The sequence below is a fragment of the Desulfuromonas soudanensis genome (genome assembly GCF_001278055.1).
GTDB classification, from domain to species: domain Bacteria; phylum Desulfobacterota; class Desulfuromonadia; order Desulfuromonadales; family WTL; genus Deferrimonas; species Deferrimonas soudanensis.
In genome coordinates this window covers 3466802-3492730 of the sequence record NZ_CP010802.1, presented here as the reverse complement: position 1 = coordinate 3492730, position 25929 = coordinate 3466802, and the positions used below count along the sequence as shown (strand labels likewise).

Annotated in this window: 21 protein-coding genes; 6 read left to right on the top strand and 15 right to left on the bottom strand. The window is 63.5% G+C overall.

All coding sequences use genetic code 11. From position 1 onward, the window contains the following. Nucleotides 1-4: 4 nt before the first annotated feature. The 3 genes from DSOUD_RS15570 to nadA form a co-directional block, all read right to left on the bottom strand. The gene (locus tag DSOUD_RS15570; RefSeq protein WP_053551875.1) at nucleotides 5-937 is read right to left on the bottom strand and encodes a peptidylprolyl isomerase; all 933 of its coding nucleotides are present in this window, start codon (nucleotides 935-937) and stop codon (nucleotides 5-7) included. Nucleotides 938-1056: 119 nt separating this feature from the next. Then, nucleotides 1057-4542 carry a transcription-repair coupling factor gene (gene mfd, locus DSOUD_RS15565; protein WP_053551874.1) on the bottom strand — a complete coding sequence of 1162 codons (3486 nt, stop codon included), beginning with the start codon at nucleotides 4540-4542 and terminating at the stop codon, nucleotides 1057-1059. 341 nt (nucleotides 4543-4883) lie between these two features. Further along, entirely contained in the window at nucleotides 4884-5798 is a 915-nt protein-coding gene (gene nadA / locus DSOUD_RS15560; RefSeq protein WP_053551873.1) for a quinolinate synthase NadA, read from the bottom strand. Nucleotides 5799-5977: 179 nt separating this feature from the next. Between nadA and DSOUD_RS15555 the strand changes: the two genes are divergently transcribed. Together DSOUD_RS15555 and tatC are read left to right on the top strand one after the other, a co-directional pair. Next, on the top strand, nucleotides 5978-6328 hold the full coding sequence (locus DSOUD_RS15555; RefSeq protein WP_232426459.1) for a twin-arginine translocase TatA/TatE family subunit: 351 nt from the start codon (nucleotides 5978-5980) through the stop codon (nucleotides 6326-6328). Further along, nucleotides 6321-7082, top strand: a complete 762-nt coding sequence (gene tatC / locus DSOUD_RS15550) for a twin-arginine translocase subunit TatC (RefSeq protein WP_053551871.1) — start codon at nucleotides 6321-6323, stop codon at nucleotides 7080-7082. The genes DSOUD_RS15555 and tatC overlap by 8 nt, the downstream gene beginning before the upstream one ends. A gap of 63 nt (nucleotides 7083-7145) precedes the next feature. On the opposite strand, the gene DSOUD_RS15545 is transcribed toward tatC, so the two are convergent. After that, entirely contained in the window at nucleotides 7146-7973 is an 828-nt protein-coding gene (locus tag DSOUD_RS15545; RefSeq protein WP_053551870.1) for a ribonuclease H-like domain-containing protein, read from the bottom strand. A 79-nt stretch (nucleotides 7974-8052) separates the two neighbouring features. Between DSOUD_RS15545 and DSOUD_RS15540 the strand changes: the two genes are divergently transcribed. Beyond that, on the top strand, nucleotides 8053-8991 hold the full coding sequence (locus DSOUD_RS15540; RefSeq protein ID WP_053552420.1) for an ABC transporter ATP-binding protein: 939 nt from the start codon (nucleotides 8053-8055) through the stop codon (nucleotides 8989-8991). Beyond that, a complete protein-coding gene (locus DSOUD_RS15535; protein ID WP_053551869.1) occupies nucleotides 8988-9767 on the top strand; it encodes an ABC transporter permease in 780 nt (259 codons plus the stop codon). The genes DSOUD_RS15540 and DSOUD_RS15535 overlap by 4 nt, the downstream gene beginning before the upstream one ends. Before the next feature lie 300 nt (nucleotides 9768-10067). Here DSOUD_RS15535 and DSOUD_RS15530 read toward each other — a convergent pair whose 3' ends face one another. Both DSOUD_RS15530 and DSOUD_RS15525 read right to left on the bottom strand, forming a co-directional pair. Continuing rightward, complete coding sequence (locus tag DSOUD_RS15530; protein ID WP_053551868.1) at nucleotides 10068-11240, bottom strand: cation:proton antiporter; 1173 nt, start codon at nucleotides 11238-11240, stop codon at nucleotides 10068-10070. Between the two features lie 49 nt (nucleotides 11241-11289). Further along, a complete protein-coding gene (locus DSOUD_RS15525) occupies nucleotides 11290-12774 on the bottom strand; it encodes a potassium channel family protein (RefSeq protein ID WP_053551867.1) in 1485 nt (494 codons plus the stop codon). A gap of 169 nt (nucleotides 12775-12943) precedes the next feature. Between DSOUD_RS15525 and DSOUD_RS15520 the strand changes: the two genes are divergently transcribed. After that, a complete protein-coding gene (locus tag DSOUD_RS15520) occupies nucleotides 12944-15766 on the top strand; it encodes a GPMC system transcriptional regulator (protein WP_053551866.1) in 2823 nt (940 codons plus the stop codon). Between the two features lie 221 nt (nucleotides 15767-15987). Here DSOUD_RS15520 and DSOUD_RS15515 read toward each other — a convergent pair whose 3' ends face one another. The 9 genes from DSOUD_RS15515 to DSOUD_RS15475 all read right to left on the bottom strand — a co-directional run bounded on the left by DSOUD_RS15515 (nucleotide 15988) and on the right by DSOUD_RS15475 (nucleotide 25374). Continuing rightward, complete coding sequence (locus DSOUD_RS15515) at nucleotides 15988-17283, bottom strand: M16 family metallopeptidase (protein WP_053551865.1); 1296 nt, start codon at nucleotides 17281-17283, stop codon at nucleotides 15988-15990. 30 nt (nucleotides 17284-17313) lie between these two features. Next, nucleotides 17314-18009 carry a DUF2270 domain-containing protein gene (locus DSOUD_RS15510; protein WP_053551864.1) on the bottom strand — a complete coding sequence of 232 codons (696 nt, stop codon included), beginning with the start codon at nucleotides 18007-18009 and terminating at the stop codon, nucleotides 17314-17316. A 99-nt stretch (nucleotides 18010-18108) separates the two neighbouring features. After that, nucleotides 18109-19083 carry a porphobilinogen synthase gene (gene hemB, locus DSOUD_RS15505; protein ID WP_053551863.1) on the bottom strand — a complete coding sequence of 325 codons (975 nt, stop codon included), beginning with the start codon at nucleotides 19081-19083 and terminating at the stop codon, nucleotides 18109-18111. Between the two features lie 216 nt (nucleotides 19084-19299). Next, on the bottom strand, nucleotides 19300-20817 hold the full coding sequence (gene cobA / locus DSOUD_RS15500; protein WP_053551862.1) for a uroporphyrinogen-III C-methyltransferase: 1518 nt from the start codon (nucleotides 20815-20817) through the stop codon (nucleotides 19300-19302). Nucleotides 20818-20913: 96 nt separating this feature from the next. Continuing rightward, nucleotides 20914-21876, bottom strand: coding sequence for a hydroxymethylbilane synthase (gene hemC, locus DSOUD_RS15495; RefSeq protein WP_053551861.1), 963 nt, complete (start codon nucleotides 21874-21876; stop codon nucleotides 20914-20916). Nucleotides 21877-21891: 15 nt separating this feature from the next. Then, nucleotides 21892-23208, bottom strand: coding sequence for a glutamyl-tRNA reductase (gene hemA, locus DSOUD_RS15490; protein WP_053551860.1), 1317 nt, complete (start codon nucleotides 23206-23208; stop codon nucleotides 21892-21894). Between the two features lie 27 nt (nucleotides 23209-23235). Continuing rightward, nucleotides 23236-24072, bottom strand: a complete 837-nt coding sequence (ccsB, locus tag DSOUD_RS15485) for a c-type cytochrome biogenesis protein CcsB (protein WP_053551859.1) — start codon at nucleotides 24070-24072, stop codon at nucleotides 23236-23238. Beyond that, nucleotides 24069-24737, bottom strand: a complete 669-nt coding sequence (locus tag DSOUD_RS15480) for a precorrin-2 dehydrogenase/sirohydrochlorin ferrochelatase family protein (protein WP_053551858.1) — start codon at nucleotides 24735-24737, stop codon at nucleotides 24069-24071. The genes ccsB and DSOUD_RS15480 overlap by 4 nt, the downstream gene beginning before the upstream one ends. Before the next feature lie 58 nt (nucleotides 24738-24795). After that, nucleotides 24796-25374, bottom strand: a complete 579-nt coding sequence (locus tag DSOUD_RS15475; RefSeq protein WP_053551857.1) for a D-sedoheptulose-7-phosphate isomerase — start codon at nucleotides 25372-25374, stop codon at nucleotides 24796-24798. Nucleotides 25375-25556: 182 nt separating this feature from the next. Between DSOUD_RS15475 and trxA the strand changes: the two genes are divergently transcribed. Further along, the gene (gene trxA / locus DSOUD_RS15470) at nucleotides 25557-25886 is read left to right on the top strand and encodes a thioredoxin TrxA (protein ID WP_053551856.1); all 330 of its coding nucleotides are present in this window, start codon (nucleotides 25557-25559) and stop codon (nucleotides 25884-25886) included. Nucleotides 25887-25929: the final 43 nt, after the last annotated feature.

The window sequence follows — 25929 nt, the reverse complement described above, 5'->3', positions numbered from 1 at the left end:
GGGGTTAAAGAAGGTTCCAGTTGACTTCGATGGTGGCCCGCTCGCGCAGGTTCTGGAGCCATTCCAGGTGGGTCTGTTCTTCCTTGGCGGCCCGCAGCTGCTCGCGTATCTCGTCGCGCACCGCGTCGAGGGTGAGGCGAACGGCTTTGCGGCTTTCCTCGACCCGGAAGATGTGGTAGCCGTACTCGCTCTTGATCAGGTCGCTGAGACGGTTGACCGGGAGGGTGAAGACCACGGCATCGAATTCGGGGGGCATCTGCCCTCGGGAGAAGAAACCCAGGTCCCCTCCGGCTTCGCTGTCGGGGGAAAGGGAGTACTTTCGGGCGACCTCGGCAAAATCCTCTCCCTGTCGCAACAGGCCGAGAATCCGCTGTCCCTCGGCTTCGCTGCCGACGACGATCTGCCGTGCCCTGACCTGAGCCGGCCGGTCGAATTCCTCGCGGTGCTCCTTGTAATATCGGCTGATCTCGTCGTCGCTGATGGAAACCCGTGAATAGACGGCCTGGCGGACGATTTTTTCCATCAGCAACCCTTCAGCGAGTGCGGACTGCCATTTTTCCATGGTCTGGCCGGACTCCTGCAGCATGGTTTCCAGCGCCGTTCCGGGGTAGTCTTTCTGATACTCCTTCAGGGCGGCCTGCTGCTCCTCGTCGGTGACCACGATGCCGAGACGCCCGGCTTCGGCCAGGGTCAGTTCGCGGTCGATGGCCTGGACGAGGAAGGCCCGTTCCAGGTCCCCCCGTTCCTCGATGGAGAGGGTGCGTCCTGCCGGCAGGGTGCGTTCGAAGTCGCTTTTGAACTGACTCAGGGTGATGACCCGACCATCGATCCGCACCAGGGGCGGGTCGACGGCTTCGGTCTTTTCCTTGCAGGCCAGAAGGGCGCCGAGGAGAAAAATTGCCAGGGCCAAACGCGGCAGAAGACGACAATGGAACATGGGATGCTTGACCTCGCGGACTGAATGCAGAGGGGATTCCTGCGGAAAAGGGGGGTGGTGAAGGGTCCGGGCAAGTGACTGTCCCTCGGATCGATCAGGACGAATTCGAATAAAACAAACTAGCATGCCTGCAGAAATCGTTGCAATTCTTTTCTGGCCTCACCCAGCACCTCTTCGGCGGGGAGGCGCTCGAGGCGGATCGACAGCCGGTAGTCGGGGGAGAAGGCGTAGCGACCGGAAGGGTCCTGGAGGAGGGCGAGGATTTGCTCGGGAGTGATCGGCGTTGTGGCGTTGACACCGAAGGTCAGGCGTCGTCCGTCATATTCGGCGATCTCGATGCGCAGGCGTTTCATCAGCACCCGCAGCTTCATCATCTCGAGGAGAAGCTCCGCCGCCGGAGGGAGTTCGCCGTAGCGGTCGCGCAGCTCGTCGGCGCCGAGGTAGAGGGCTTCCTCGTCCTCGGCGGCGGCAAGTTTCTTGTAGAAGACGAGGCGCTGGTTCGGGTCGGGGACGTACTTCTCGGGGAGGAAGGCCGAGAGGCCGAGGCGGATTTCCGGGTCGATCCGGTCTTCTTTGGCCAAACCCTTGAGTTCCTGGATCGTCTCCTCGAGAAGCTCGGAGTACATCTCGAAACCGATGGCGGCGATCTGACCGGCCTGGCGGGCGCCGAGGAGATCGCCGGCGCCGCGCAGCTCGAGGTCGTGGCTGGCGATGCGGAAGCCGGCGCCGAGTTCGGTCAGCTCCTGAAGCACCTTGAGGCGCGCCCGGGCGTCGGACGTCAATGTCGCCTCGCCGGGAATGAGGAGATAGGCGTAGGCGCGGCGGTTGGAGCGTCCGACCCGGCCGCGGAGCTGGTAGAGCTGGGAGAGCCCGAAGCAGTCGGCACGGTTGACGATCATGGTGTTGGCCGCAGGGATGTCGATGCCGTTTTCGATGATGGTGGTGCAGACGAGGACGTTGGTCCGGCCGTCGATGAAGTCGACCAGGACCTCCTCCAGGACTCTCTCCCCCATCTGTCCGTGGCCGACGGCGATTTTCGCCTCGGGGACGAGGCGGCGGAGGAATTCGGCCATGGCGGCAATGGATTGGACCCGGTTGTGGACGAAAAAGACCTGTCCCCCGCGTCGGAGTTCGCGCAGGATCGCCTCGCGGATCAGGTTGTCGTCGAAACGGCTGACGTAGGTGCGGATGGCCATGCGGTCGACGGGGGGGGTGTCGATGACCGAGATCTCCCGCAGACCGACCATCCCCATGTGCAGGGTGCGGGGGATGGGGGTGGCGGTGAGAGTGAGAATGTCCACTTCGGCGCGCATCTTCTTCAGTCGCTCCTTATGACTGACCCCGAAGCGCTGTTCCTCGTCGATGACCACCAGTCCGAGATCCTTGAAGCGGACGTCGCGCTGCAGGAGGCGGTGGGTGCCGATGAGGATGTCGACCCGGCCGGCGGCCGTCCGCTGGAGAATTTCCTTCTGCTGGGCCGGGGTGCGGAACCGCGAGATCATTTCCACCTCGACGGGGGTGCCGGAAAAGCGCGTCCGGAAGGATTCGAGGTGCTGGCGGGCGAGAATGGTCGTCGGGACCAGGACCGCCACCTGCCGGCCGTCGAGAACCGCCTTGAAGGCGGCACGGATCGCCACCTCGGTCTTGCCGTAGCCGACGTCGCCGCAGATCAGGCGGTCGACGGGGCGCTCCGACTGCATGTCGGAGAGAACGTCGGTTATGGCCGAGAGCTGGTCGGCGGTCTCCTCGTAGGGGAAGGCGGCCTCGAATTCGCGGAAGAGGCGGTCGGGGGGGGAGTAGACGAACCCCTGATTCATCTCGCGGCGGGCGTAGATCTTCAGCAGCTCCCGGGCCATCTCCTCGACGGCGGCCCGGGCCTTGATCTTGGCTTTTTCCCAGGCGCCCCCCCCCATCTTGTCGAGGCGCGGCGCGTGGCCTTCGCCGCCGGAATATTTCTGCACCTTTTCGATGCGCTCCACCGGGACGTAGAGCTTGTCGTCGCCGGCGTATTCGAGGTGCAGGTAATCCCCCTCGGTGGCGCCGGTCTGCAGGTGGAGGAGGCCACGGTAGCGGGCGATGCCGTGGTCGGCGTGGACGACGTAATCCCCCTCCTTGAGTTCGGCGAGGGAGGAAAGGAGGGCCCGGGCCCGGGCCTCGGAGGTGCCGCGGCGCCGCACCCGGCGTCCGAAAATTTCCTCCTCGGTGACCAGGGCCAGCCGGTCGTCGGGGAGGCGGAAGCCGGAGGAGAGTTCGCCGACAAGGAGATGGATCTCGCCGCGGCCGGCGTCGCCGAAGGTCGCTGCCGGCGAAAAACGGACCGGCACCCCATGGGGCTCGAGGAGGTCGAGGAGGCGCTCGGCCTGCCCCCTCTGGTGGCAGACCAGGATCGTCCGCCACCCTCGGTCGGACCAGTCGCGCAGGTGCCCGGCGAGGGCCTGCAGCCCCCCTTCCCCCTGGCGCAGGTCGCCGTTCCCTTCGGCGTTGATGCGGAAGAGGGGACGCTCTTCTTCGAGATGGAGGAGGCGCAGAGCCGAAAAGTCGATGCGCGGCCGTTTTCCCAGCGCGGTTTCCAGTTGCCGCGGATCGAGGAACAGGGTCTCGGCGCTGGCGTGGAGTTCCCCCCGGTCCCGCATCCGTTTCTCCCCTTCGGCGACCTCGACGGCGAACTGGTCGCTTGCCTGCTCGATGGCCGGGGGGTCGAGGAGGACCCAGCGCCCTCCGGGGGCGTAGTCGAAAAAGGTGTCGAGTGACGGATAGTTGAGGGGGAGGAGGAAGTTGCGTCCCGGAGCGAAGAGGCCTTCGCGCACCTCCTCGAGGATCGCTTCGCGGAGGGTGCGGGGGAGCTCCAGGGCGTCGCACCGCTCCTTGAGGCGGCCGGCGAAGGTTTCGAGGTGCTCGCCGGCGAGGATCATCTCCCGGGCGGGGAGGAGTTCGAGGCTGCGCAGCTCCTCCGGCGCCGAGCGCTGGCTGGCGGGATCGAAGGGGCGCATCCGCTCGATGGTGTCGCCGAAGAATTCGATGCGGACCGGCGTCGATCGGCTCGGAGGAAAGATGTCGAGAATGTCGCCGCGGGCGGAAAAGGTCCCGCGGTCTTCCACCTGGGGGACGTTGTGGTAGCCGAGTTCATCCAGGCGGTAAAGGAGCGGGGTGCGAAGGTATTCATGGCCGGCTTCGAGGTGCTCGACGAGTCCGGAGAGGACCGAGCGGGGGATGACTTTTTGCAACAGGGCGCGAACGGTCGTCACCACCGCCCGGGCCCGGCCGGCGTCGAGGGCGGCGAGGGTCGTCAGGCGGGTGGCCTCGACCTCGGGGTGAGGGGAGAGGGGTTCGTAGGGGCGCACTTCCCAGTGCGGGAAGAGGAAAATCTCCCCGGGGCGGCCGTGGAAAAAAATCAGGTCGGCCGCCAGCTCCTGGGCCTTTTTGCCGTCGGCCGCCAGAATCAGCAGCGGCTCCTTCCTTTCGGCGAGGAGGGCCGCCAGGAAGAGGGCATCGCTCGAGCCGACCAGACCGAGGACTTCACTGTGGGGCGCGCCCTCGCCGATCCCCTCGACGAAGGAGCGGAGGGTGGTGTGGGCGCGTTCATATTGGGGGGCGTCTTGTTCCATGGTCAGAATCAGGAGGTCTTCCGAGAGGGGCGTTTCAGGGTGCTTTCCCGTTGAGGGCGTGCACGATGTCCCCCCTAATAAAGAGTGTTGCCCGAATTATGAAGGCTTAGGTGTAAGAAAAGCGATTATGGCCACCAAGACACGGAGGCACCAAGAAAATCAACCAAGGTAACCTCTTTGCCTTGGTGTCTTGGTGCCTTGGTGGCAAACTTTGTTTTTAATGATGAAAGCAAACTCAAGGGACTCAGCTTGTACAGAAAACAGAGGGCTGAAGGCTTGGACTCGAAATATTTTTTCTCTGTGTCCTTCGTGTTCTTCGCGTTAAATAGCTCTTTTTGACTTCAGTCCCGGGGGACGGCGAGCATCCGCTCCAGGGTCACCCGGGCCCGGGCGCCGACCTCGGCGGGGACGGTCACCTCCGGGCTCAGGGTCTGCAGGCAGTGCAGGAGGTCTTCCAGGGACGTGAGCTTCATGTTGGGGCAGATCAGCCGCGCGGTCGGCAGGATGAACTCCTTGTCCGGGTTGTCGCGGCGCAACCGGTAGAGAATGCCGGCCTCGGTGCCGACGATGAACGTCTGCGCCGGGCTGGTGCTCACGTAATCGTACATGCCGCTTGTGGAGCAGATGTGATGGGCTTTCTGCAGGACCTCGGGGGGGCATTCGGGGTGGGCCAGGAAGAGGGCGCCGGGGTGTTCGGCCAGGGCCCGCTCCACGTCCGCCACCAGCAGGCGCTCGTGGGTCGGGCAGTACCCTTCCCAGATGTGGCAGATCTTGTCGGTCTGGGCGGCGATGTAGCGGCCGAGGTTGCGGTCGGGAACGAGGATGACTTCCTGTGCGTCCAGGGAGTTGACGACCTTGACGGCGTTGGCGCTGGTGCAGCAGATGTCGCTCTCCGCCTTGACCGCGGCGCTGGAGTTGACGTAGGTGACGACGGGCACCCCGGGGTGGCGGGTTTTCATCGCCTGCAGACCCTGGACGGTGACCATGTCGGCCATGGGGCAGCCGGCGTCCAGGCGGGGGATGAGAACGAGCTTGTCCGGGGCGAGAATCGCCGCGCTCTCGGCCATGAAATGGACGCCGCAGAAGACGATGACCCGGTGCTCGGTGCGGGCGGCCTCCATGGAGAGTCCGAGTGAATCTCCCGTGATATCGGCCACTTCCTGGATCTCGTCCCGCTGGTAGTTGTGGGCCAGAAGGAGCGCGTCGCGCTCTCTGGCCAGACGGCGGATCTCCTGTTTGATCTCTTCCTGATTCATTCCGACCTCTCCGCAAGCTTTTTGTCGTGGATGTTAGTTTAAAACCCCTGCTATGTCAAACCCTTATCGGAACCCATTGCCCCTTGACAGTGCGGCGGACTTGGGGCTATTCTCTCCACTATCCTTTTGCTCCATCCGTCTCCCCCCTGCGAGGTACCCCCCTTATGTTCGGAATCGGAATGCCCGAGCTGCTGCTCGTTCTGGCTCTGGCCCTCATCGTCATCGGTCCCAGCAAACTCCCCGATATCGCCCGCGCCCTGGGGAAGGGATTGGCCGAGTTTCGCCGCGCCACCGACGAGTTGAAGCACTCCTTCAACGAGGAATCGGGAACGGCCGCCACCCGTGACCGGCTGCTCAAGGAGGGGAAAATCAAGCCCCCGGAGCCGGCGGGAAATCCCTATACGGATGGGACCAGCGACAAAAAGGAGGACGCAGCCGCCGTTGAAACGGCGGGCGTAACGAGCCCCGAAGGGGAAAAAAAGGCCGTCGATCCGGCTCAGACCGAAGGGGAGAAGACGACCCATGGCTGACGGCCAGCTCCCCTTTACCGCCCATCTCGAAGAGCTGCGCAAGCGCCTGATGATCGCCGGGATCTCCTGGATTGTCGCCTTTATCGCCTGCTACAGCGTCTCGGAGCGGCTCTTTCAGTTCGTCGCCGGCCCGGTGCGCGCCGCACTCCCCGAGGGGAGCTCCCTCGTCTTCATCACCGCCACCGAACCCTTCTTCACCTATGTCAAGGTCGGCGCCGTTGCGGCGGTGCTTCTCGCCCTGCCGGTCATCCTCTGGCAGCTCTGGGCCTTTGTCGCCCCGGGGCTCTACGCCCACGAGAAGAAACTCGCCATCCCCTTCGTCTTCTTCAGCTGTCTCTGCTTTGCCGCCGGCACCTATTTCGGATTCGTCTTCGTCTTCCCCACCATCTTCACCTTTCTCATCAAATACGGCACCGGCAGCGGCGAGATTGCCGCCATGCTCTCCATGGGCGGGTATCTTTCCCTCTCCAGCAAGCTCCTCTTCGCCTTCGGGATGGTCTTCGAACTCCCCATCGTCATCTTCTTCCTGGCGCGGATGGGGGTGGTCGACCACCTATGGCTTGCCAAAAACCGCAAATACGCCCTGCTGATGGCCTTCGTCGTCGGCGCCGTCCTCACCCCCCCCGACATCTTTTCCCAGACCGCCCTCGCCCTGCCGTTCATCATCCTCTACGAGGTCGGGATCGTTGTCGCACGCCTCTTCGGCAAAAAGAAAGTGGCCGAGGCCGAGGAAGAACCGCCGGCCGGGGGATGACCGGCATGAAGTGAAAAAAAGAGGGCCGGCTCGCAGTGCGACCCGGCCCTCTTTTTTCTGGATTTACCATCCACGCAACCGGTCCAGAACCCCGGCATCGGCGCAAAAGGGGTTCTTTGCGGGCTCCGGCACCGGGATCCGCAGTTCGTCGCCGAAGGGGGTTTCGGCGAGCTTGCGGTTGTAGGCGTGGACCATGAGGAGCTCGAGGTTGATCACATCCTCGATGTTGTAGGCCAGAAGCGTCTCGAGGGTGCGGCGCTCGCCGCGGCGACGCCAGTCGTGCCAGAGCCGCACGGCGAAGAGGCCGTCGACGCCATCGAGGGCGCCGCGGGAAAGACCGATCTCCCGTTCGCACCCTTTCAGGCCGCCGCGCATCCCGAGGCTGCCGAGAACGTAGCGCAGATCGATGTGCGCCATCGGCAGGGAGATCCCGAGGGCGGTTTCGATGAAGGGGAGATCGAAGCATTTGCCGTTGTAGGTCACCAGGAGCCGGTAGTTGCGGATGTCGGCGGCAAAGGCCTCGAGGTTTTCCCCCCGGACATAGGTGCGGATCTCCCTCCCGTCGTAGAGGGCGATGGTGGTGATCACATCGGCCTCGCGGGAGAGACCGGTGGTCTCGATGTCGAGATAGGCGATGCTGCCGGCAAAGGCGGAAAAGAGCCGCCAATGTTCCCGGGAGGGGAGGGCGGCGCAGAAATAGGCGGGGTCGTTGGCGGCGAGGCGGCGCCGGGACTCGTCGAGGTGCAAGGCGACGTGGCCGTTTTTCTTCCAGGAAAAGAAGGGACCCCCCTCGGCGGGAAATCGTTCCCAGGAGGTGATTCCGTCTCTCCACAGACTGTGCTCGACCCGGGCGCTGATCCCGGGAATGTGGCAGAAAGTCTTTTCCAGCATTTCTGATTCCTCTTAAGTGGTGAATGAATACACATCCAAACCCTTGACAGGACGGGCGTCCCCGGCAACTATGGAAACCATGATCACACCGGCCCTGAATATTTCCCATCTCGGCAAGAATTTCGACGGCGTCGCCGCGGTGAAGGATCTCTCCTTTGCCATCGCCCCGGGGGAGATCTTCGGCCTGCTCGGTCCCAACGGCGCCGGGAAGAGCACCACCATCAACATGGTCGGCGGCGTGACGCGCATCGGCTCGGGGACGATCGAGGTCTTCGGTCATGACAACCGCCGGGATTATATCCTCACCCGGCAAATGATCGGCGTCATGCATCAGGAGATCGTCATCGACAACTTCTTCACCATCGACGAGGCGTTGAAGTTTCACAGCGGCTACTACGGGGTGCGTGACGACAAGGTCTGGCGCCAGATGCTCATCGAGCGCCTCGGCCTCGGGCCCCACCTGCACAAGATCATGGTCAAACTCTCCGGCGGTCTCAAGCGGCGCTTCATGGTCGCCAAGGCCCTGATCCACAAGCCGCCGCTCCTCATTCTCGACGAGCCGACCGCCGGGGTCGACGTCGAGCTGCGCCACACCCTCTGGGACTTCGTCCGCGAGATCAACGCCGACGGGACGACGATCCTCCTGACCACCCACTATCTCGAAGAAGCCGAGCAGATGTGCGGACGCATCGCCATCATGGACCACGGCGAGCTGGTGGCCCTCGAGCCGACCTCCTCCCTTCTCGAGCGCCTCGGCGGCAGCCGGATCGTCGTCACCCTCTCCCGGCCGCTCGAGGTTCTCCCCGCCGAGCTCGCCGGTATCGGCGCCCGCCTCGGCGGCGACGGGCTGCGCCTCGAGCTCCCCCTGAACGGCGGTCACGGCGCCGGTGAGATTCTCGGGCTCCTGTGCCGCTGCAACCTGGCGGTGGCCGACATCGAAACCCTCCGCGCCGGACTCGAGGAGGTCTTTCTCAAGCTCACCGGCACCGCACGGCCGGCACCGGGAGGGGACGAATGAACGAGCGCCCCTTTCTCCCCTGGCTCCCCTTCTACACGCTGCTGCAGAAGGAGGTGCGGCGCTTTTTGCGGGTCGCTTCGCAGACGGTGATGACCCCGATCATCACGGCCTCCCTCTATCTCTTTGTCTTCGGCGCCACCCTCGGCGACCGCATCAGCGTCCTACCCGGCTTCAACTACGCCCAGTTCGTGATCCCCGGGCTGATTCTCATGGGGGTCATCAACAACGCCTTCTCCAATACCGCCTCGTCACTCTTCATGTCCCGGTACCTGGGGAGCATCGTCGACCTCCTCGTCACCCCGGTGACCCCCTCCCAGTTCATTTTCGCCTACACCCTGGCGGCGATGATCCGCGGGCTGCTCGTCGGCCTGGTGACCTGGCTGATTTCGCTCTTCTTTGCGCCCCTCCCCTGGGTCCATCCCCTGGCGGCGGTGGCGATGGCGACCCTGGCCTCCTTCCTTTTCGCCCAGTTCGGGCTCATCGCGGCGATGTACGCCAGCAATTTCGACTCCCTCTCCATGTACACCAACTTCATCCTTCTCCCCCTCATCTACCTCGGCGGGGTCTTCTACCCGATCTCCATCCTCCCCCCCTTCTGGGCGGGGCTCTCCCACCTCAATCCCCTCTTCTATCTCATCGACGGCTTCCGCCACGCCGTTCTCGGCGTCGGCGACATCCCTTTCCTCCTCGCCTTTGCCGTTTCGGCCCTGATGGCTCTCGGCCTCTTCGGCTGGGCCGCCTTCCTCATCGGCCGCGGCTACCGGCTGCGCGGCTGACCTTTCGATTCCAAAAACCACGTCCAATCATCTCACGCGACGCCGCAACGACGCAACGCAAAGCAGGACCTTAAAATCCCGGCCCCCGATGCCAACCCGACTGAACGACCTCCGGGTTTGAACATCCTGACTTTTGGATTTGACCCGCATTGCGTCGTCGCGTGAGGCCGCCCTGGATTTTTTAGGTCCCTGGCCAAGTCCTGCTCCTTCTCCGCGGACTCTGCGACCTCCGCGGTGCAGATTGCTCCTTTGCTTGTGCTCATTCGGATACGGGGTGAAAAACCAGAAGGGAAGGGGAGTCTACCCCGCGGCGGCGGCCAGTTTGGACTTGATTCGCCGGGAAATGGGACGGAAGAGGGAGGGGTAGAGGATGCTGGCGAAGAGGGCGGTGAGGATCAGGGCGCCGCTGTGCTCCGGCGAGAGGATCCCCATCTTCTCCCCGAGGGTTCCGGCGACGACAATCATCGACAGGGGGGCCGAGAGGAGGAGGGACATGCCGGTCGCCTCGAGGAGGGTCAGGCGCAGCGGGCGGTGGAGAAGGAGGGGGTAGAGGTTGCTCCCCAGGACCATCAGGGTCAGGAGGGCCGCGATGCCGACGGTCTCCGGCGAGGCGAGAAAACGGAGGTCCAGCTGGGCGCCGACGCCGATGAAGAAAAAAGGGATCAGGAAGCCGAAGCCGAGGGCGTTGACCTTTTCGTCAAAACGGCCGCGGCTCTTGAAGACGTGGCTGAAGATCATCCCGGCCAAAAACGATCCGAGAATCGGTTCGGCGCCCGCCGCCGCTGCCAGGAGGCCTCCGGCGAAGGCCACGGTGACCACCGCCCGGATCCCCTCCTCGACGGGATCCTCGCTCTCCATGACCTTCTCCACCCGTTCCGGGTGCCACCAGGCCGCCAGATAGAGGAGTTTGAGCACCAGGAGCGCCAGTCCGAAGAGGAGTGCCAGCTTGGCCAGCTCGAGGGCGGCTTCGAGGGTGAAGCCGTGCTTCTGATGGGCATCGATCAGGGTCAGGGTCAAAATGGAGAGGAGCTCGCCGGTGAGGGCGACGCCGACGATATCCCGCCCCAGGGGGGTCTTGATCAGCTCCGACTCCTTGAGGACCGGAATCACGATCCCCGCCGAGATCATCGCCACGGCCACGCCGAGAAAATAAGGCTGCCCGGCAATGAAAAAGAGGAAGGGGGTGACACTGAAGGAGAGGACCGAGATCAGGAGGTACCACCCGGCCTTGCCGCTCTTGCGCACCAGACCGAGTTCGAGCTCCATTCCGGCGATGAACATCAGGTAAATAAAGCCGATTTCCCGCAGCACCGTGAACCAGTCGGGGCGGTGGTGGACGACGAAATTGAAGAGCAGGGTGCCGTAGACGATCTCGAGGGCCGCCGAGGGGAGACGGACGCGCCGGGCCAGAAAGGGGATGACGGCGGCTCCGAGAAGGACGAGAAAGATGACGAGATGTTCTTTGTTTATCAAGTCGGAGTCCTGAAGGGAGCAGGGTGGAAAGGGGGCGGTTCACAGCGCCTCAGGCGATGATCTCCATCGGCGGGATGAGCAGGGTCGACAGCGGCGTGCGGCGCACGGTCTCCCAGGCGACATCGGGCTGCAGCAGGGAGGCAAGCCAGGTGCCGGTGCGCCAGCTGCCGATGTCGTTGACCATCAGGTTATGCTCCACCAGGGCTTCGGTCAATTCCTTGATGGGGTTTCCCTGCAGCTCGCTGTTGCGAATGCTCGTCTTGTAGACGAGGCTGAGATCCGAGACGGTTTTTTTCATTTCGTCGAGGGCCGAGGCTTCGTCCTCGGAGCCGATGTAGCGGGAGAGTCCGACGAAGAGGGTTTCAATCTGGTAGCTTATGGCCGAGGACATTTCGAGAGTCGTCTCCAGGGCGTGCTGCAGGGAGTCCCTGTCGATACAGGGGACGGCCACCCGGGCATAGGGGAAGGAGCCGCCGGCCAGGAGCACCGGGCAGCCGAAGGCATCGGAGAGGTTGCGCAGAAATCTCTTCCCCCGGGGGTTTTTCAGCCCTCCCCAGGAGGTGCGCACGGTCGCCTCCTTGGGGAGAACTATGATCGCCACGCGCCGGCCGAGGCTTTGCTGAATGACGCGAAGGGTTTCGATGACCGGACCGGCGGGAATTTCCTCGATGTGGAGTCCCTGCAGGGTGCGCGTTTCTTCCAGGTTCCGCAGACGTTCGGCCAGGGCGTCCGAGTCGGGAGGGAGGAGGAACATGGCGTTTTTGAGGGGGAAAACGCTCAGAAGGTAGGCGATCTCCTCGAGAAAGAACTCCTCCTCGCCGTTGGTGAAGAGGGCCACCAGGGTGTCGCCGTATTCGAGGGGAAAGAGGGTGAAGCGGAAGGTGAGGAGGTCGGTGACGGTGCGCAAGACCTTGGGATCGCCGAGGATGACCACCTTGTCCTTGGGGCGCAGGATCGTGTCGCCGCCGGGGATCAGGATGTTCCCTTCCCGGTAGACGATGCCGACGTGCCAGCTCTTGGGGTGGAGGGCGGCCAGCGGCTTGTTGGCCAGGCGCGAGTGGGGATGAACCTCGACCTCGAGGATTTCCCCCTTGCCGAGGCCGATCCCGTGCACCGCCTTGGTCTTGTGCTCCATGCGGTTGCGCAGCCCCGTGGCGCTGACGGTGAAGATGCTCTCCACCTCCACGCCCAGGGACTCGAGCTGTTCGATCCCCTTCTGGGTGATGCCGATGGAGACGACCCGCGGAACCTGGAAGTGTTCGTGGAGGATGCGCGCCACCTCGATGTTGACCGCCTCGGTGGTGGTGGTGATCAGCACCGTGTCCGCCTCGGCGACCCCGGCCCGCTCCAGCACCAGGCGGCTGGTGGCGTCCCCCTGGATGACGGTCAGGGAGTCGCCGCGCAGCTCGAGGGCGGTGTCGAGGGTCTTCTGATTGCCGTCGATGCAGACCAGGGCGAAGTCCCGGGAGAGCATCTTGATGAGTTGCAGGCCGATGTTGCCGAGGCCGATGATGATGCAGGTGCCGTTTGCCATGGTTTCCTCGCTGAAGACGGGGCGGGCGGGGCCCGGGTGCCCAAGTGTAGAAATAAAAGGAGGGGAATGCAAGGTGCAATTGCCGCGACCTCTCTCTCTTTGACAGCAGGGCGCCCGGCGGTCTATACTCCCCTGTGTCATTAATCTACTCAGCAAGGACTCACATCCCATGGATATCGCCATCGACCAGCGCCTGGCGCAGATCACCGACAAGATTCGCAACTACGGCAAGGAAAATCTCGAGGACATCCTGCACGTCCTGGTCGAGGCGATCAGCCTGATCACCACCCGCAACCGCTGCCGGGTCTACCTCGAAGACCTCACCGTCGGCAGCCTGGTCTGCGCCGCCGCCACCGGGCTCCAGGCCCGGGCCATCCGCGAGCGCTCCTTTCCCATCAACAACACGGGTTTTCTCGTTTCCCGGGTCTACGTGACCCAGGAGGAGGCCCAGATCGAGGACGCCACCACGGTCTCCTATCCCCAGGTCCGGGAGCTGGCCGAACGCTTTGCCATCCGCGCCAGCTACCATCTCCCCCTCATTCACCAGGGACGCTCGGTGGGGGTGCTGTGCGTCGACAGCAGCCGCAAAGGGCAGATCCCCACCGACAGCCAGCGCCAGAGGCTCAAGGGGTTTCTCGCCGAGGTTCTGCCGCTCATCGATCACGCCCGCAAGTACCACCAGCAGATCGTCATGGCCCGCCGGGTCGACGAGGCGAAGAAGAAGGAGGCGGCCTTCACCATGGTCAAGTCGGCCGTGCGCCTGATCGACAAGCTCTCCCTGGCCTCGGTCCTCGTCCCCTCACCCCTGGCTCCCGGAGCCGGCGAGGAGGGGCTGCAGATCCTCGCCTCCTACTCGGAGGAGAAAGAGGCCAAGCTCCTTTACGAGGACGAGCGGCTGATCAGCCTCGGAGCGGGGGAGTCGCTGCTGTCGCGGTACATCAACAGCTCGGGAGTGATCATCGACGACACCCTCCTCTCCCCGCTTTATATCCCCGACCTCCCCTCCGAGCCGCTGCAGAAGCGCTATCTCACCGAGCAGCTGGGGCTCAAGTCCCTCTATGTGGTGCCCCGCTACGAACCCCTCACCCGGAGGGTGATCTGCCTGGTCAACTACTACACCACGGAAAATCACATCTTCAACGACTTCGAAAAGGGGCTTCTCGAAGCGCACGCCGAAATGGCCCAGCGGGTCATTCAGGAGATCGGCGACGAGCACATGGAGATCCAGGTCCTCTCGGAAATCAACGACCTGCTGCAGGAGCGCTTCGAAGGGGTCCAGCCCTTTTTGACCCGGATCCTCTCCAAGGCCACCGAGCTCATCGGCGCCGACACCGGGAGTATCGCCCTGGTCCGCGAGCACGGCGGGGAGCGCTGGCTGGTGGTCGAGGAGCCCGACGGGCGCCTGGTGGGGGCCAAGAGCAAGGAGTGGATGAAGAAGAATATTCCGCCGATCCGGATCGGCGGCAAAAATCTCCCCCCCGAGGAGCGCAGCCTGACCGGCTATGTCGCCCATACCGGGCGTCCCCAGCGGGTGGACGACACCGCCGAGGAGAAGCGCAACGGCGGTTTCTACCGGGAGATCACCGAGGTGATCAAGAGCGAGATCGCCATCCCGGTGGTGCGCGACGACGAGGTCCTGGCGGTGATCTGCCTCGACAGTCAGAGGCCCCACCATTTCACCGACGAGCACAAGCGGATCCTGCTCATCATCGAACGGATGATCGCCCGCTACATGTCCGACCTGCAGCGCATCGAAAAGCTCACCACCGAAGTCAACCGCCTGCGCTCCGATGTCGGCTACAAGGACCCGAAAATCTCCTCCTACAAGCTCGGCAATATCATCGGCAATTCGCCCAAGGCCAACGACCTGGTGGAATTCATCCAGCGAATCACTCCGCCGATCTTCAATCGCATCGCCACCTGGAACACGACCGACGTCCAGGAGGCGACCCTCGGTCTCCCCTCGATCCTCATCACCGGAGAGACCGGCAGCGGCAAGGAGTTTCTCTTCAACAACATCTTCTCCCGGCTCAACGAGATCTACCAGGTCAAGTTCAAGGGGCGCGGCGAGCTGCCGGTGAAAAAGACCAATATCGCCGCCTACAGCGGCGAGCTGACCTACTCGGAACTCTTCGGCCACAAGCGCGGCGCCTATACCGGTGCCCACGCCGACCGCAAGGGGATCCTCGAAGAGGCACACGGCGGGGTGGTTTTTCTCGACGAGATCGGCGACGCCGATCCCAAGACCCAGGTGCAGCTCCTGCGCTTTCTCGACAACGGCGGCTTCGTGCGTCTCGGCGACAACCAGACCCGCTATGCCCGGGTCCTCTTCATCGCCGCCACCAACAAAAATCTCGGCAAGCTCATCGAGCAGGGTCTGTTCCGAGAAGACCTTTACCACCGCCTCTCGGAACTGACCGTCGAGGTCCCCTCTTTAAACCAGCGTCGCGAGGACATTCCCGATCTGGCCACCCACTTCATGGGGAAGCTCTTCCGGGTCTACAAGAAACCGGAAGAGGGGGAGGAAGACACGCCGCCGATTACCCGCAACGCGCAGAATCTTTTGGCCCGCCATCACTACACCGGCAATATCCGCGAGCTGCGCAGTATTCTGCTGCGGGCCCTCTTCTTTCGCACGGCGCCGGTCATCAGCGAGGAGGATATCCGTCGGGCCCTGGAGAATCTCGGGGCCCGGGTCGAGGAAGGTGCGGCGGAAAAGCTCACCGGTCAGCTCGCCCAGGAAATCTTCGCCGCCATCGGCCGGGGGGAGGTGGATTTCTGGGACGGGGTGTATGCCCCCTACAGCGAAAACCGCATCTCCCGGGACGTCGTCGCCGCCATCATCGATCTGGCCAAAAACAAGGGCGGGACAAGCATGCCCAAGGTCGCCCTGGCCCTGCGCGCCTGCGATCCGGCCAGCGACCACGACGACGACCGGCGCAGCTTCTACAAGTTCAAGAACTTTCTCTACAAGACGATCCGCATCGGCTGAGGACAAGCCGATACAGGTAAACAAAGAGCCCGGGACGGTCTGACCGTCCCGGGCTCTTTGCTGTGATCCCGACTCCAGGGGAATTTTTACCTTCTCAACGGAGAGTCGCTGAGAATGGCGAGGCGGAGAGAAAATCCGATCAGAAATTCACCCCTGTTTTTGACTCTCCTCCCCTTCTCTGCGTCTCCGCGTTGAAGGGCGTGTCTTGGTCCCCGCTCCTCTTAACCCTGTTTGCGAAAGCCTTCGAGAATTTTCTCCACCGCCTTGCGGTCGGCGGCGCGAAAGGGGCCGACCACGGCCAGCTTGAGGTCGCCGGGGAGAAAGAGGCTGCGGGCCGTCTCCAGCAGGAGTGTCGGAGTGATGGCGGCGATATCCTTCCGGTCCTGCTCCAGGGTCCGCAGGTGATCGACCAGTTCCCCCCAGCCGTAGCGCACGGACATGTCCTCCGTATGGTCGCGGCTGAAGTCGAGATCGTACCGATAGCTCCTGACCACGCGCTGGAGTTCCTCGTCGCCGGCCGGTTTGGTGCAGAGATCTTCGACGATGGCCAGGACCTCCCGGACCGCCTGCACCAGGTTGTTGGGCGCCAGGGAGAGGTCGATGGTGAAACAGCCGCATTCCTCGAAGAGAGAGAGATTGGCCTCGACGCTGTAGGTCAGTCCCAGGGTTTCGCGCAGGCGCAGCATCAACCGGGAGGTCCCCCCCCAGGAGAGGATGAAGCGCAGGACCCGCAGCGCCACCGAACGCCTGTCGCGGCGTCCCGGCATGCGGAAGGCGAACTGGACGTTGACCTGGGAGTCCGAATCCCTGACCCAGGTGGCCTGAGCCGTCGTCTCTTCTCTCGAAGGGGGGACGGGAATCTCCGATTGCCGGGCGGCCTGCGCCCAGTCGCCGAAGGCCGCCGCCACCGCCGCCACCGCCTCGGCCCGTTTCAGATTTCCGGTGACGGCGACCACCGTCTCGGCGGGGGAGTAGCGGGCGGCATGATAGGCGCGCAGGTCGCCTTCGGTGATGCGACTGATCGATTCCCGGGTGCCGATGGTCGGCATTCCCAGAGGATGGTCGGGCCACAACATCCGGGCGGTGAGGTTGTCGGGACTGATTTCCTCCCCCTTCTGGTTGACGTCTTCCAGGGCTTCTTCGAGGATAATCCGCCGCTCGAGTTCGACCTCGGCGAAGCGGGGGCGCAGCAGCATCGAGGCGAAGAGGGCCGCCCCCTCGGCGAGGCGGGAGGGGTGGAGGCGGGAATGGAAGCAGGTGATCTCCGAGTCGGTGGAGGCGTTGACGGCGCCGCCGATTTCCTCGAAGGCGCGCTCTAGCTCGAAGCTGCTCGGGTAGTCGGTGGTGCCGCGAAAGACGATATGTTCGAGAAAGTGGGAGATTCCGGCAAGCGTTGCCGTCTCGTGGCGTCCGCCGGCCCGGACATAGCAGACCATCTCGGCGCTGTGGAGGTGGGGCATTTCCACGGTCACCACCCGCAGTCCGTTGGCCAGGGTGTCTCTGTAAAATTCGCTCATAAGCTCCGATCAAAAAAAAGGAAAGTTGCTTCAGGGGAGTTCCTCGGGAGGGGGGTGCTGCGGACCCGCCGTGTACAGGATGTCCCGGCCCCCCAGTCGGGGGCGGCCGACGGCCAGGAGGTGGACGAGGTGGGCGATGAAGAGGGCCATGAAGAAAAAGACGGCCCAGGCCGGGATCGCCCCCAGGGCTCCCTGTTCGAGATACTGCCGCCAGGTGAGGGCGGGAGTGGGGTGAAGCTTGATTTTCAGCAGCCAGCCGGCGAGCAGGACGGCAAAGAGGTAGATGTAGTTGGCCCGCAGCCGGCGTCCGAGGGCATAAACGCGCCCCATCTTGTACTGGGGATGAAGGAGGTCCGAGGCGAGTTCGGCAAGCCAGAAGGACCCCTCCTTGAGATCGAGGCGGCCGGTGAGGACGCCGTAGATGAAGTTCTGATGCAGCAGCCGCACCCGGTACTCGTAGGCGTCGTAGAAGCGGTAACGGCGCGCCTCGACGTAGAGGAGGATGTAGGTGATCGCCAGGCCGAAAAGGAAAAAGGCATGGGTGATCTCCGGGTGGGAGAAGCCGAAGCCGAGAAAAGCCGCCGTGGTCCCCACCGCCCAGTTGGTGGTGCGGTCGAGGCGCTCCCGCCAGGCGAGGCTGCGCGCGCTCTCGGCCCGGTAGTAGTGGGACAGGGCGGTGATGGTCTCGGCGTGGGTCAGTTTCTGTTCCTGGGGTCCCTTTTCCATGATCCCCTCTCGTCCGGCAAACCCTGCCCCAAAAGTATAGCAGAGGCTCAGAGGGGTTGTCTTCTCTGAGCCGGGGAACAGCCAGGCAGGGGTAAGGGGCTACCTGTTGAGCACCTTCGCTGCATCCTTGGCGTGATAGGTGATGATCAAATCGGCGCCGGCGCGCTTCATGCCGAGGAGGGTCTCCATCATCACCCGTTCCTCGTCGATCCACCCCTTGGCGGCGGCGGCCTTGATCATGCTGTATTCGCCGGAGACGTTGTAGGCGACCAGCGGCAGGTCGAAGCGTTCCTTGATGTCGCGGAGAATGTCGAGGTAGGCAAGGGCCGGCTTGACCATGAGGAAGTCGGCGCACTCCTGGACGTCGAGGGCCGCCTCGCGGAAGGCCTCGCGGCGGTTGGCCGGGTCCATCTGGTAGCTTCTGCGGTCGCCGAACTGGGGGGTGCTCTCGGCGGCGTCGCGGAAGGGGCCGTAGTAGGCGCTGGCGTACTTGACGGCGTAGCTCATGATCGGGATGTGGGAGAAGTCGTTGGCATCGAGAATTTCGCGGATCGCCGCCACCCGTCCGTCCATCATGTCGCTGGGGGCGACGATGTCGGCGCCGGCGCGGGCATGGGAGAGGGCCTCGGCGGCGAGGAGCTGGAGGGTGGCGTCGTTGTCCACGTCGCCGTTCTTGATGACGCCGCAGTGGCCGTGATCGGTGTACTCGCAGAGGCAGACGTCGGTGATCACCGTCAGCTCAGGAACCGCCGCCTTGATGGCGCGGATCGTCTCCTGGATGATGCCGGTCTCGCTGTAGGCGTCCTGGCCGACGGCGTCCTTGGTCTCGGGAATGCCGAAGAGGATCACCGCCGGGATGCCGAGGGCATGAACCTCTCGGGCCTCGGCGACGATGTGCTCGATGGACTGCTGAAAAATCCCCGGCATGGAGACGATCTCTTTTTTGATGTTCTTGCCGAAGGCGGAGAACATCGGGTAGATCAGGTCGTCGACCCGCAGATGGGTCTCGCGGACCATGCGGCGCATGGTGTCGTTGCGGCGCAGGCGGCGGGCTCGGTATTCGGGGAAGAACATGGGTCACCTCCGGTGGTGAAGGGTTTCGGATTTGCTGTCGGGACAGTTTCGCCTGAATATATCTGAACTTGAGAGCTTGGCAAAAAAAGATTACCACTGAGACACAGAGGACACAGAGGTAGGGTCTTGATGTTATTTGTTGTTTCCCTCGGTAGTGACCTTAGCGTTTTTCCTCAGTGTCTCTGTGTCTCTGTGGTGAACGCCTTTCCTTGCGCATCACCCCTGAGAAAAATGCAAAACCATCGTCTCGACCATCGCCTCGAGGGTTGAGGGGTCCGCCTCGGCGGCGACGGTCAATCCGTGCCGGACCATGGTCTGCGAGGTCAGAGGCCCGATGGAAAAGAGCGGTATCTCGCCAACCAGGGCGGATGCATCGGTGCCGATAAGGGCGACGAAGTTGTCGACGGTGGAGGAGGCGGTGAAGGTGATGGCGTCGATATCCCCGGCAAGGAGTACCTCGCGGATCCGTTCGCCGTCGGCCGGCAGTCTGCTGCAATAGGCGACGGGCGCGAGGACCTCGGCTCCGGCGGCGGCGAGTTCCTTCGGGATCAGCTCCCGGGCCAGTTCGGCGCGGGGGTAGAGAATCCGTTTGCCGTTCACTCCGTGTTCGTTGAGGATTTGGAGGACCCCTTCGGCGCGGAAGTCCCGGGCCACCAGGTCGGGTTTGAGTCCGTAGAGAGCCAGGGCCTCGGCGGTCTTCGGGCCGACGACCGCCACCGTCACCCCGTGCAGGGCCCGGACGTCCTTTTTACAGGCCGCAAGGCGGGTAAAAAAGGCCTGCACCGCGTTGGCCGAGGTCAGGATCAGGTAGTCGATGCCGGAGAGGGCGGCGATGGCGTCATCAAGCTCGGTGGTGTCGGAGGAGGGGTAGATCTCGATCACCGGGCAGGCCAAAGCCTCGGCCCCCTGCTCTTCGAGGAGCGCCGAGAAACTTCCTGCCTGCTCGGCGCTCCGGGTGACCAGAATCCGTTTGCCGAAGAGGGGGCGGTTGTCGAACCAGCGCAGCTCGTCCCGCAGGCCGACTACCTCGCCGACGATGATGATGGCCGGCGGCTTGATCCCGCTCTGGCGGACCTTCTCCACCAGGGTGCCGAGGGTGGCGACCAAAGTCTCCTGACGCGGGGTGGTGGCCCAGCGGATCACCGCCACCGGCGTGCCGGCTGCGCGGCCGTGGGCCATGAGCTCCCCGGCGATGAGGGGGAGGTTGGCCATCCCCATGTAGAAGACGAGGGTGCCGACGCCGGTGGCGAGCTTTTCCCAGTCGAGGCTGGAGAGTTTCTTCTCGGGGTTTTCGTGGCCGGTGACCAGGGCGAGGCTGGTGGTGAAGTCGCGGTGGGTCAGGGGAATCCCGGCATAGGCGGCGGCGGCAAAACTGGAGGTCACCCCCGGAATCACCTCAAAGGCAACCCCTGCGCGGTGCAGGTGCAGCGCCTCCTCCCCCCCGCGGCCGAAGACGTAGGGGTCCCCTCCCTTGAGCCGGGCCACGGACTTCCCCTGGCGGGCCTTTTCCACGAGGAGGGCGTTGATCTCTTCCTGGGGGAGGTGGTGCACCCCCTTGCGCTTGCCGACGTAGATCCGCTCGGCGTCGGGAGGTGCGGCGTCGAGAAAGTGCGGATTGGCCAGATAGTCGTAGATCACCACGTCGGCCCGGCGCAGGCACGAGAGTCCCTTGACGGTGATCAGCCCCGGGTCGCCCGGTCCGGCGCCGATAAGATAAACGATTCCCTGTTTCAATGGTTCTCCATAAAGGCAGGGGCGGGTCTGAGACCCGCCCCTGTGTCCTGTGCTTCAAAGGGTGAGATGGGGCTCAGGTCCGCCTCATCCCGCCGATCAGACCTCTTCGCGGTTCTGGTTGAAGGTCTCGTGCTGATAAACCTCATTGAGAATCTTGCCGGCGCCCTTGATCAGCAGATCGTCGGCGAGGGAGATTCCGGTCTTTTCGGCATCCACGGCGGCGCAGGTCAGCGTCTTTTTCAGGTACTGCTGGCCGTCGATGGAGGAGACGAGGCCGGTCAGGGTGAGCTGGTCCCCCTCGACGAGGCCGTAGGCGCCGATGGGGACCTGGCATCCCCCCTCGAGGCGGCGAAGCACCGCCCGCTCCCCCTTCACCGCCCAGGCGGTGGCGGGGTGGTTGAAGAAGTCGATGAGGGTGTTGATCTCGGTGTCGTCGGTGCGGCTCTCCAGCCCCAGCGCGCCCTGGCCGATTGCCGGCAGGGAGACGTCGATGGAAAGATATTCGCTGATCTGGCCTGCGAAACCGAGGCGGTTCATCCCGGCGGCGGCCAAAACCACTCCGTCGAGGTCGTCCTCGGTGAGTTTGCGGATCCGGGTCTCGACGTTGCCGCGGATGTCGATCATCTGGAAATCGGGGCGCAGATGGAGGAGCTGGGCCTTGCGCCGCAGAGAGGAGGTGCCGATGCGGGCTCCCTGGGGGAGGTCGAGAAACGACTTGAATCCCGGCTTGAGGATGATGATGTCCCGCGGGTCTTCCCGTTCGGTGATGCAGCGCAGGGAGAGCCCTTTGGGGAAGATCGTCGGTACGTCCTTCATGGAGTGGACGGCGACGTCGATCTCGCCGCGCAGCATCGCCTCCTCGATTTCCTTGACGAAGAGTCCCTTGCCGCCGACCATCGCCAGAGGGACGTCGAGGATCTTGTCTCCCTGCGTCTTGATCCTGGTCTGGGTGACTTCGAGGTCGGGGTAGCGTTTTTCCAGTTCGGACTGGACCCAGTTGGCCTGCCACAGGGCGAGCTGGCTGGCGCGGGTGCCTATGCGAAGCGTCTTTTTTGCCATACGGTTCAAACTCCTTTATTCCTGGTCGTTGTGATCGTCCAGGTCCTTGATGTCGCCGGCGGGGGGCGCGGGGTGAATGTCGAACAGGACCCGTACCGCATCGACGTAGCCGTCTCCCCGGCCGTCGTTTTGTGCCTGTTTGAGGACGGTGGTCGGCTGGTGGAGAACCTTGTTGATGATGGCGGAGGTCAGGGCCTCGATGGCCTTCTTCTCCCGCTCGCCGAGGTCCCTGAAGTTGGCAAAGGTCTTCTCCAGTTCCCCCCGGCGGATCTCCTCGAGCTTGTTGCGCAACGAGACGATGGTCGGAACGACTTCGAGGCTGCCGAGCCAGCGGTAGAACTGGCCGATTTCCTGTTCGATGATCCCCTCGGCCTTTTTGGCTTCCTTGTGCCGTTCCTTGAGATTGGCCTGCACCACCCCCTGGAGGTCGTCGACGTCGTAAAGATAGACGTTGGCGATGTCGTTGACCCGGGGATCGATGTCCCGCGGAACGGCGATATCGATGAGCAGCATCGGTTTGTTGCGCCGGACCCGGATCACCTCCTCGACCTGTTTCTGGCTGAGGATGAAATTGGGGGCGCCGGTGGAGGTGAGGATGATGTCGACCTGCTGCAGATGGTGGGTGAAGTCTTCGAAGGGGAGCGCCCGACCGTTGAACTCCTCGGCGAGCTTGACGGCCCGCTCGAGGGTGCGGTTGGTGACCAGCACCGAGGAGACGCCGTTGTTGATGAAGTGACGCGCAGCCAGTTCGCACATCTCGCCGGCGCCGATGAGGAGCACCGTCTTGTCTTCAAGGGAGCCGAAGATCTTGCGCGCCAGTTCCACCGCGGCAAAGGAGACCGAGACGGCGTTGCTGGCGATGTCGGTCTCGGTGCGCACCCTTTTGGCGACGGAAAAGGCCTTGTGGAGAAAGCGGTTGAGAATCAGTCCGGCGGTCTTGAATTCGGCGGCGTAACCGTAGGCGGTCTTGATCTGGCCGAGGATCTGCGGCTCGCCGATGACCATCGACTCGAGGCTGGAGGCGACGCGGAAGATGTGGCGGATCGCCTCTTCTCCCTGATGATCGTAGAGATGGGATTCGAGGGTTTCGAGAGGGATGGAGTGGTAATCGGAGAGAAAACGCTTGAGCTGGGCCACCCCGGCCTCGATGTCGCGACTGGTGGCGTAGAGCTCCACGCGGTTGCAGGTCGAGACGATGACGCCTTCGGCAATGGCCGGAAGAGCCACCATCTCGCGCAACGGTCTTTCCATGGCGGTCGGGGCGAAAGCGATCCGTTCGCGAATTTCCACCGGAGCGGTCTTGTGACTGAGCCCTACAACAATGATGTTCATGCTACCAATCCGTTGGAATGCTGGCCGTCAGCGGCCGCTCAGAGCGCGAAAGCTGTGTTCGTTCGACAACAGCAGATTGATCCCGAGAAAGCCGAAGAGGAGGAACAAAAAGCCGATGATGGCAAAGATGGCGGCGCGCCGGCCCCGCCAGCCGACCGTCAGCCGCCCGTGGAGGAGGGCTGCGTAGAGAAACCAGGTGAGGAGGGCCCAGGTCTCTTTGGGGTCCCAGCGCCAATACCCCCCCCAGGCGGAATTGGCCCAGATGGCTCCGGAGATGATCCCCATGGTCATCAGGGGAAAGCCGAAGGAGAGGCACTTGTAGTTGATGCTGTCGAGAATTTCCAGGGAGGGGAGCCGGAAATAGAGGGCGGAAAAAGACTTGCTCTTGAGCATCCGCTCCTGCAGGAGATACATGATCCCGGCGACGAAGGCGAGGGCGAAGACGGCGTTGCCGAGAAAGGCCAGGGTGACATGAACGGGAAACCACCAGCTGTCGAGCATGGGGCTGGCTTCCTGGACGGCCTTTGGAACGGCGCTGCCGGCGATCATCAGCACCAGGGCCAGGGGACAGATGAAGGCGCCCAGGACACTCAACCGGTAGCGCAGATCGAAGAGGAGATAGATGACGACCACGGCCCAGGCGAAAAAGGAGAGGGCTTCGTGGAGATTGGCCACAGGGGTGGCGCCCGCCTCCAGGTAGCGGGCGACGAGGGTCGCGCAGTGGACAAGGAATCCGCCGATGAGGACCCATCGTCCGGCCTTGCCGGTCTTGCCATGGCGGGCGATGACGTCGATCAGGTAGAGTACGGTGGCCGCAAAGTAAAGGAGCAGGGTGATTTTGAAAAGCAGGATATTGACGGTCATTTCGTCCCTTTCGGCAGGCGAACCCCAAGATGTTCCAGTGTCAAGCCCTCACCGCAGAGGGATTCGAGCAGGCAATCGATCGGGGCCACGTCTCCTTCGGCGATCAGTGCGAGGAGGTTGCCGGCCAGAAGCCGGTGCAAAATGTCACGATTGTATTCGGTTTTTTCCTGAAGTGTCAACCGCTTTTGCCGCAGGGCGGCGGCAACCTCCAGGAGCGTTGCCCATTCAGGACCGAAGGACTCGGACAACCGCTCGCCGGCAAGGGCTGCCAGGGCCGGCGAGCGTCCGGCGGTGGAGACCGCCAGGGTGAGGTCGCCCCGGCGCACCGTGGCCGGGAGGGTGAAATCGCTCCCCTCCCCGGCGTCGGCGCGGTTGACCAGGGCGCCCCGGCTCCTTGCTTCGGTGCAGATTGCGGCGTTGACGACCGGGTCATCGGTGGCGGCAAAGACCAGAAAGGCCCCTTCGAGGTCGGCGGGGCGATAGTCCCGGAGAACGATTTCGGCCCCGGAAAGGAAGGCGTCATCGGGGAGGGGGCGCAAAGAGATCAGGCGCACCCGGGCTCCGCAGTGCAGCAGCCCCCGGGCCTTCCGAATCCCCACCGGGCCGCCGCCGACGACCACGCACAGACGGTTTTGAACCTGGAGGAGCACCGGATAGTCAGCCATGAACAGGCTCCGGCCGAAGGGGAGGGGACGAAGGCATGGGGAAATCCTTGGTGCGTCGTCAGATGCCGAAGAGCTCGGCTTCGACGATTTCGCAGAGGAGGTGGCCGAAGAAGAGGGCTCCCTCGGTGGCGCGCGCTGCCGATTCGGTTTCGAGATGAAAAAGAAAATCCGGCGGGTCACCGGTCATTTCTCCCTTCCCCTGGACGAGGGCGGCGGTGGTGCAGCCGATGTCCCGGGCGGCACCGAGCGCTTCGTCGAGGGCCTGATTCCGGTAGGCGTCGCCGAAGGCGAGGACCACGTCGCCGGGGGCGGCCAGGGCCCGCAATTGCCGGGAGAAATAGTGGTCGCTCTGTCCGTCCCGGGCCAGGGCGGTGGCGAGAAAGGGGTCATGGCACAGGGCAATGGCGGAGAGCTGGGGGCGGTCCAGGGTCAGTCGGTGCAGGAAGAGGTTGGCCACCAGCGAGGCGATGGCACCGAGGGCGCCGCTGCCGATAAGGAGGAGGCGCCCCCCCCGGTGAAAGGTCTCGAGAATCGCGGTGGAGAAGTCGACGACCTGCTCCTGCTGGCTGCGGAAGGCGGCCTCAAGAAGGAGGGCGTGGTCCCTGAGGGCGGCATCGATTTTTTCCTGGGCGCTCATGGCTCAATCTCTCTGGGGAATTTCCCGGCATGATAGGGGGTGGAGCAAGGGCTGTCAAGGAGAAGGTCGGGAGGCCTGCTTTCGCCGCCGGGAGAAAATAACCCCTTGATTTTTTTCGGATGTGTTTTATGATGACACTGATAATTCAATGTTAATCATGCCAAGAAGAAGGAGATTCGATCATGGCGAGTGATAAAGTGATTCATCTTTCCGATGATGCCTTTGAGAGTGAAGTCCTGAAATCGTCCATTCCGGTCCTCGTCGATTTCTGGGCCTCCTGGTGTGCCCCCTGCAAGGCCATCAGCCCGGTCATCGACGGGCTGGCCGACGAGTACGACGGGCGGGTCAAGATCACCAAGCTCAATGTCGACGAAAACCCGGCGACCCCCGGCAAATTCGGGGTGCGCGGCATACCGACCTTGATTCTTTTCAAGGACGGCAAGATCGTCGATCAGGTCGTCGGCGCCGTCCCCAAGAACCAGCTCGAAGGACTTCTGAAAAAGGCTCTGTGACCGCATTTGCCATTGCTGCTCGGCTCGAATCAGGGGACCCGTC

What these genes read in the sequence shown, in the direction of transcription:
- DSOUD_RS15510 (WP_053551864.1), bottom strand. Translation starts at nt 18,009, where the DNA reads ATGGAAAAGGGACCCCAGGAACAGAAACTGACCCACGCCGAGACCATC.
- DSOUD_RS15475 (WP_053551857.1), bottom strand. Translation starts at nt 25,374, where the DNA reads ATGAGCGCCCAGGAAAAAATCGATGCCGCCCTCAGGGACCACGCCCTC.
- DSOUD_RS15515 (WP_053551865.1), bottom strand. Translation starts at nt 17,283, where the DNA reads ATGAGCGAATTTTACAGAGACACCCTGGCCAACGGACTGCGGGTGGTG.
- hemB (WP_053551863.1), bottom strand. Translation starts at nt 19,083, where the DNA reads ATGTTCTTCCCCGAATACCGAGCCCGCCGCCTGCGCCGCAACGACACC.
- DSOUD_RS15535 (WP_053551869.1), top strand. Translation starts at nt 8,988, where the DNA reads ATGAACGAGCGCCCCTTTCTCCCCTGGCTCCCCTTCTACACGCTGCTG.
- DSOUD_RS15480 (WP_053551858.1), bottom strand. Translation starts at nt 24,737, where the DNA reads ATGGCTGACTATCCGGTGCTCCTCCAGGTTCAAAACCGTCTGTGCGTG.
- DSOUD_RS15555 (WP_232426459.1), top strand. Translation starts at nt 5,978, where the DNA reads ATGCCCGAGCTGCTGCTCGTTCTGGCTCTGGCCCTCATCGTCATCGGT.
- trxA (WP_053551856.1), top strand. Translation starts at nt 25,557, where the DNA reads ATGGCGAGTGATAAAGTGATTCATCTTTCCGATGATGCCTTTGAGAGT.
- DSOUD_RS15520 (WP_053551866.1), top strand. Translation starts at nt 12,944, where the DNA reads ATGGATATCGCCATCGACCAGCGCCTGGCGCAGATCACCGACAAGATT.
- ccsB (WP_053551859.1), bottom strand. Translation starts at nt 24,072, where the DNA reads ATGACCGTCAATATCCTGCTTTTCAAAATCACCCTGCTCCTTTACTTT.
- tatC (WP_053551871.1), top strand. Translation starts at nt 6,321, where the DNA reads ATGGCTGACGGCCAGCTCCCCTTTACCGCCCATCTCGAAGAGCTGCGC.
- DSOUD_RS15570 (WP_053551875.1), bottom strand. Translation starts at nt 937, where the DNA reads ATGTTCCATTGTCGTCTTCTGCCGCGTTTGGCCCTGGCAATTTTTCTC.
- hemC (WP_053551861.1), bottom strand. Translation starts at nt 21,876, where the DNA reads ATGGCAAAAAAGACGCTTCGCATAGGCACCCGCGCCAGCCAGCTCGCC.
- DSOUD_RS15540 (WP_053552420.1), top strand. Translation starts at nt 8,053, where the DNA reads ATGATCACACCGGCCCTGAATATTTCCCATCTCGGCAAGAATTTCGAC.
- DSOUD_RS15525 (WP_053551867.1), bottom strand. Translation starts at nt 12,774, where the DNA reads ATGGCAAACGGCACCTGCATCATCATCGGCCTCGGCAACATCGGCCTG.
- DSOUD_RS15545 (WP_053551870.1), bottom strand. Translation starts at nt 7,973, where the DNA reads ATGCTGGAAAAGACTTTCTGCCACATTCCCGGGATCAGCGCCCGGGTC.
- hemA (WP_053551860.1), bottom strand. Translation starts at nt 23,208, where the DNA reads ATGAACATCATTGTTGTAGGGCTCAGTCACAAGACCGCTCCGGTGGAA.
- mfd (WP_053551874.1), bottom strand. Translation starts at nt 4,542, where the DNA reads ATGGAACAAGACGCCCCCCAATATGAACGCGCCCACACCACCCTCCGC.
- nadA (WP_053551873.1), bottom strand. Translation starts at nt 5,798, where the DNA reads ATGAATCAGGAAGAGATCAAACAGGAGATCCGCCGTCTGGCCAGAGAG.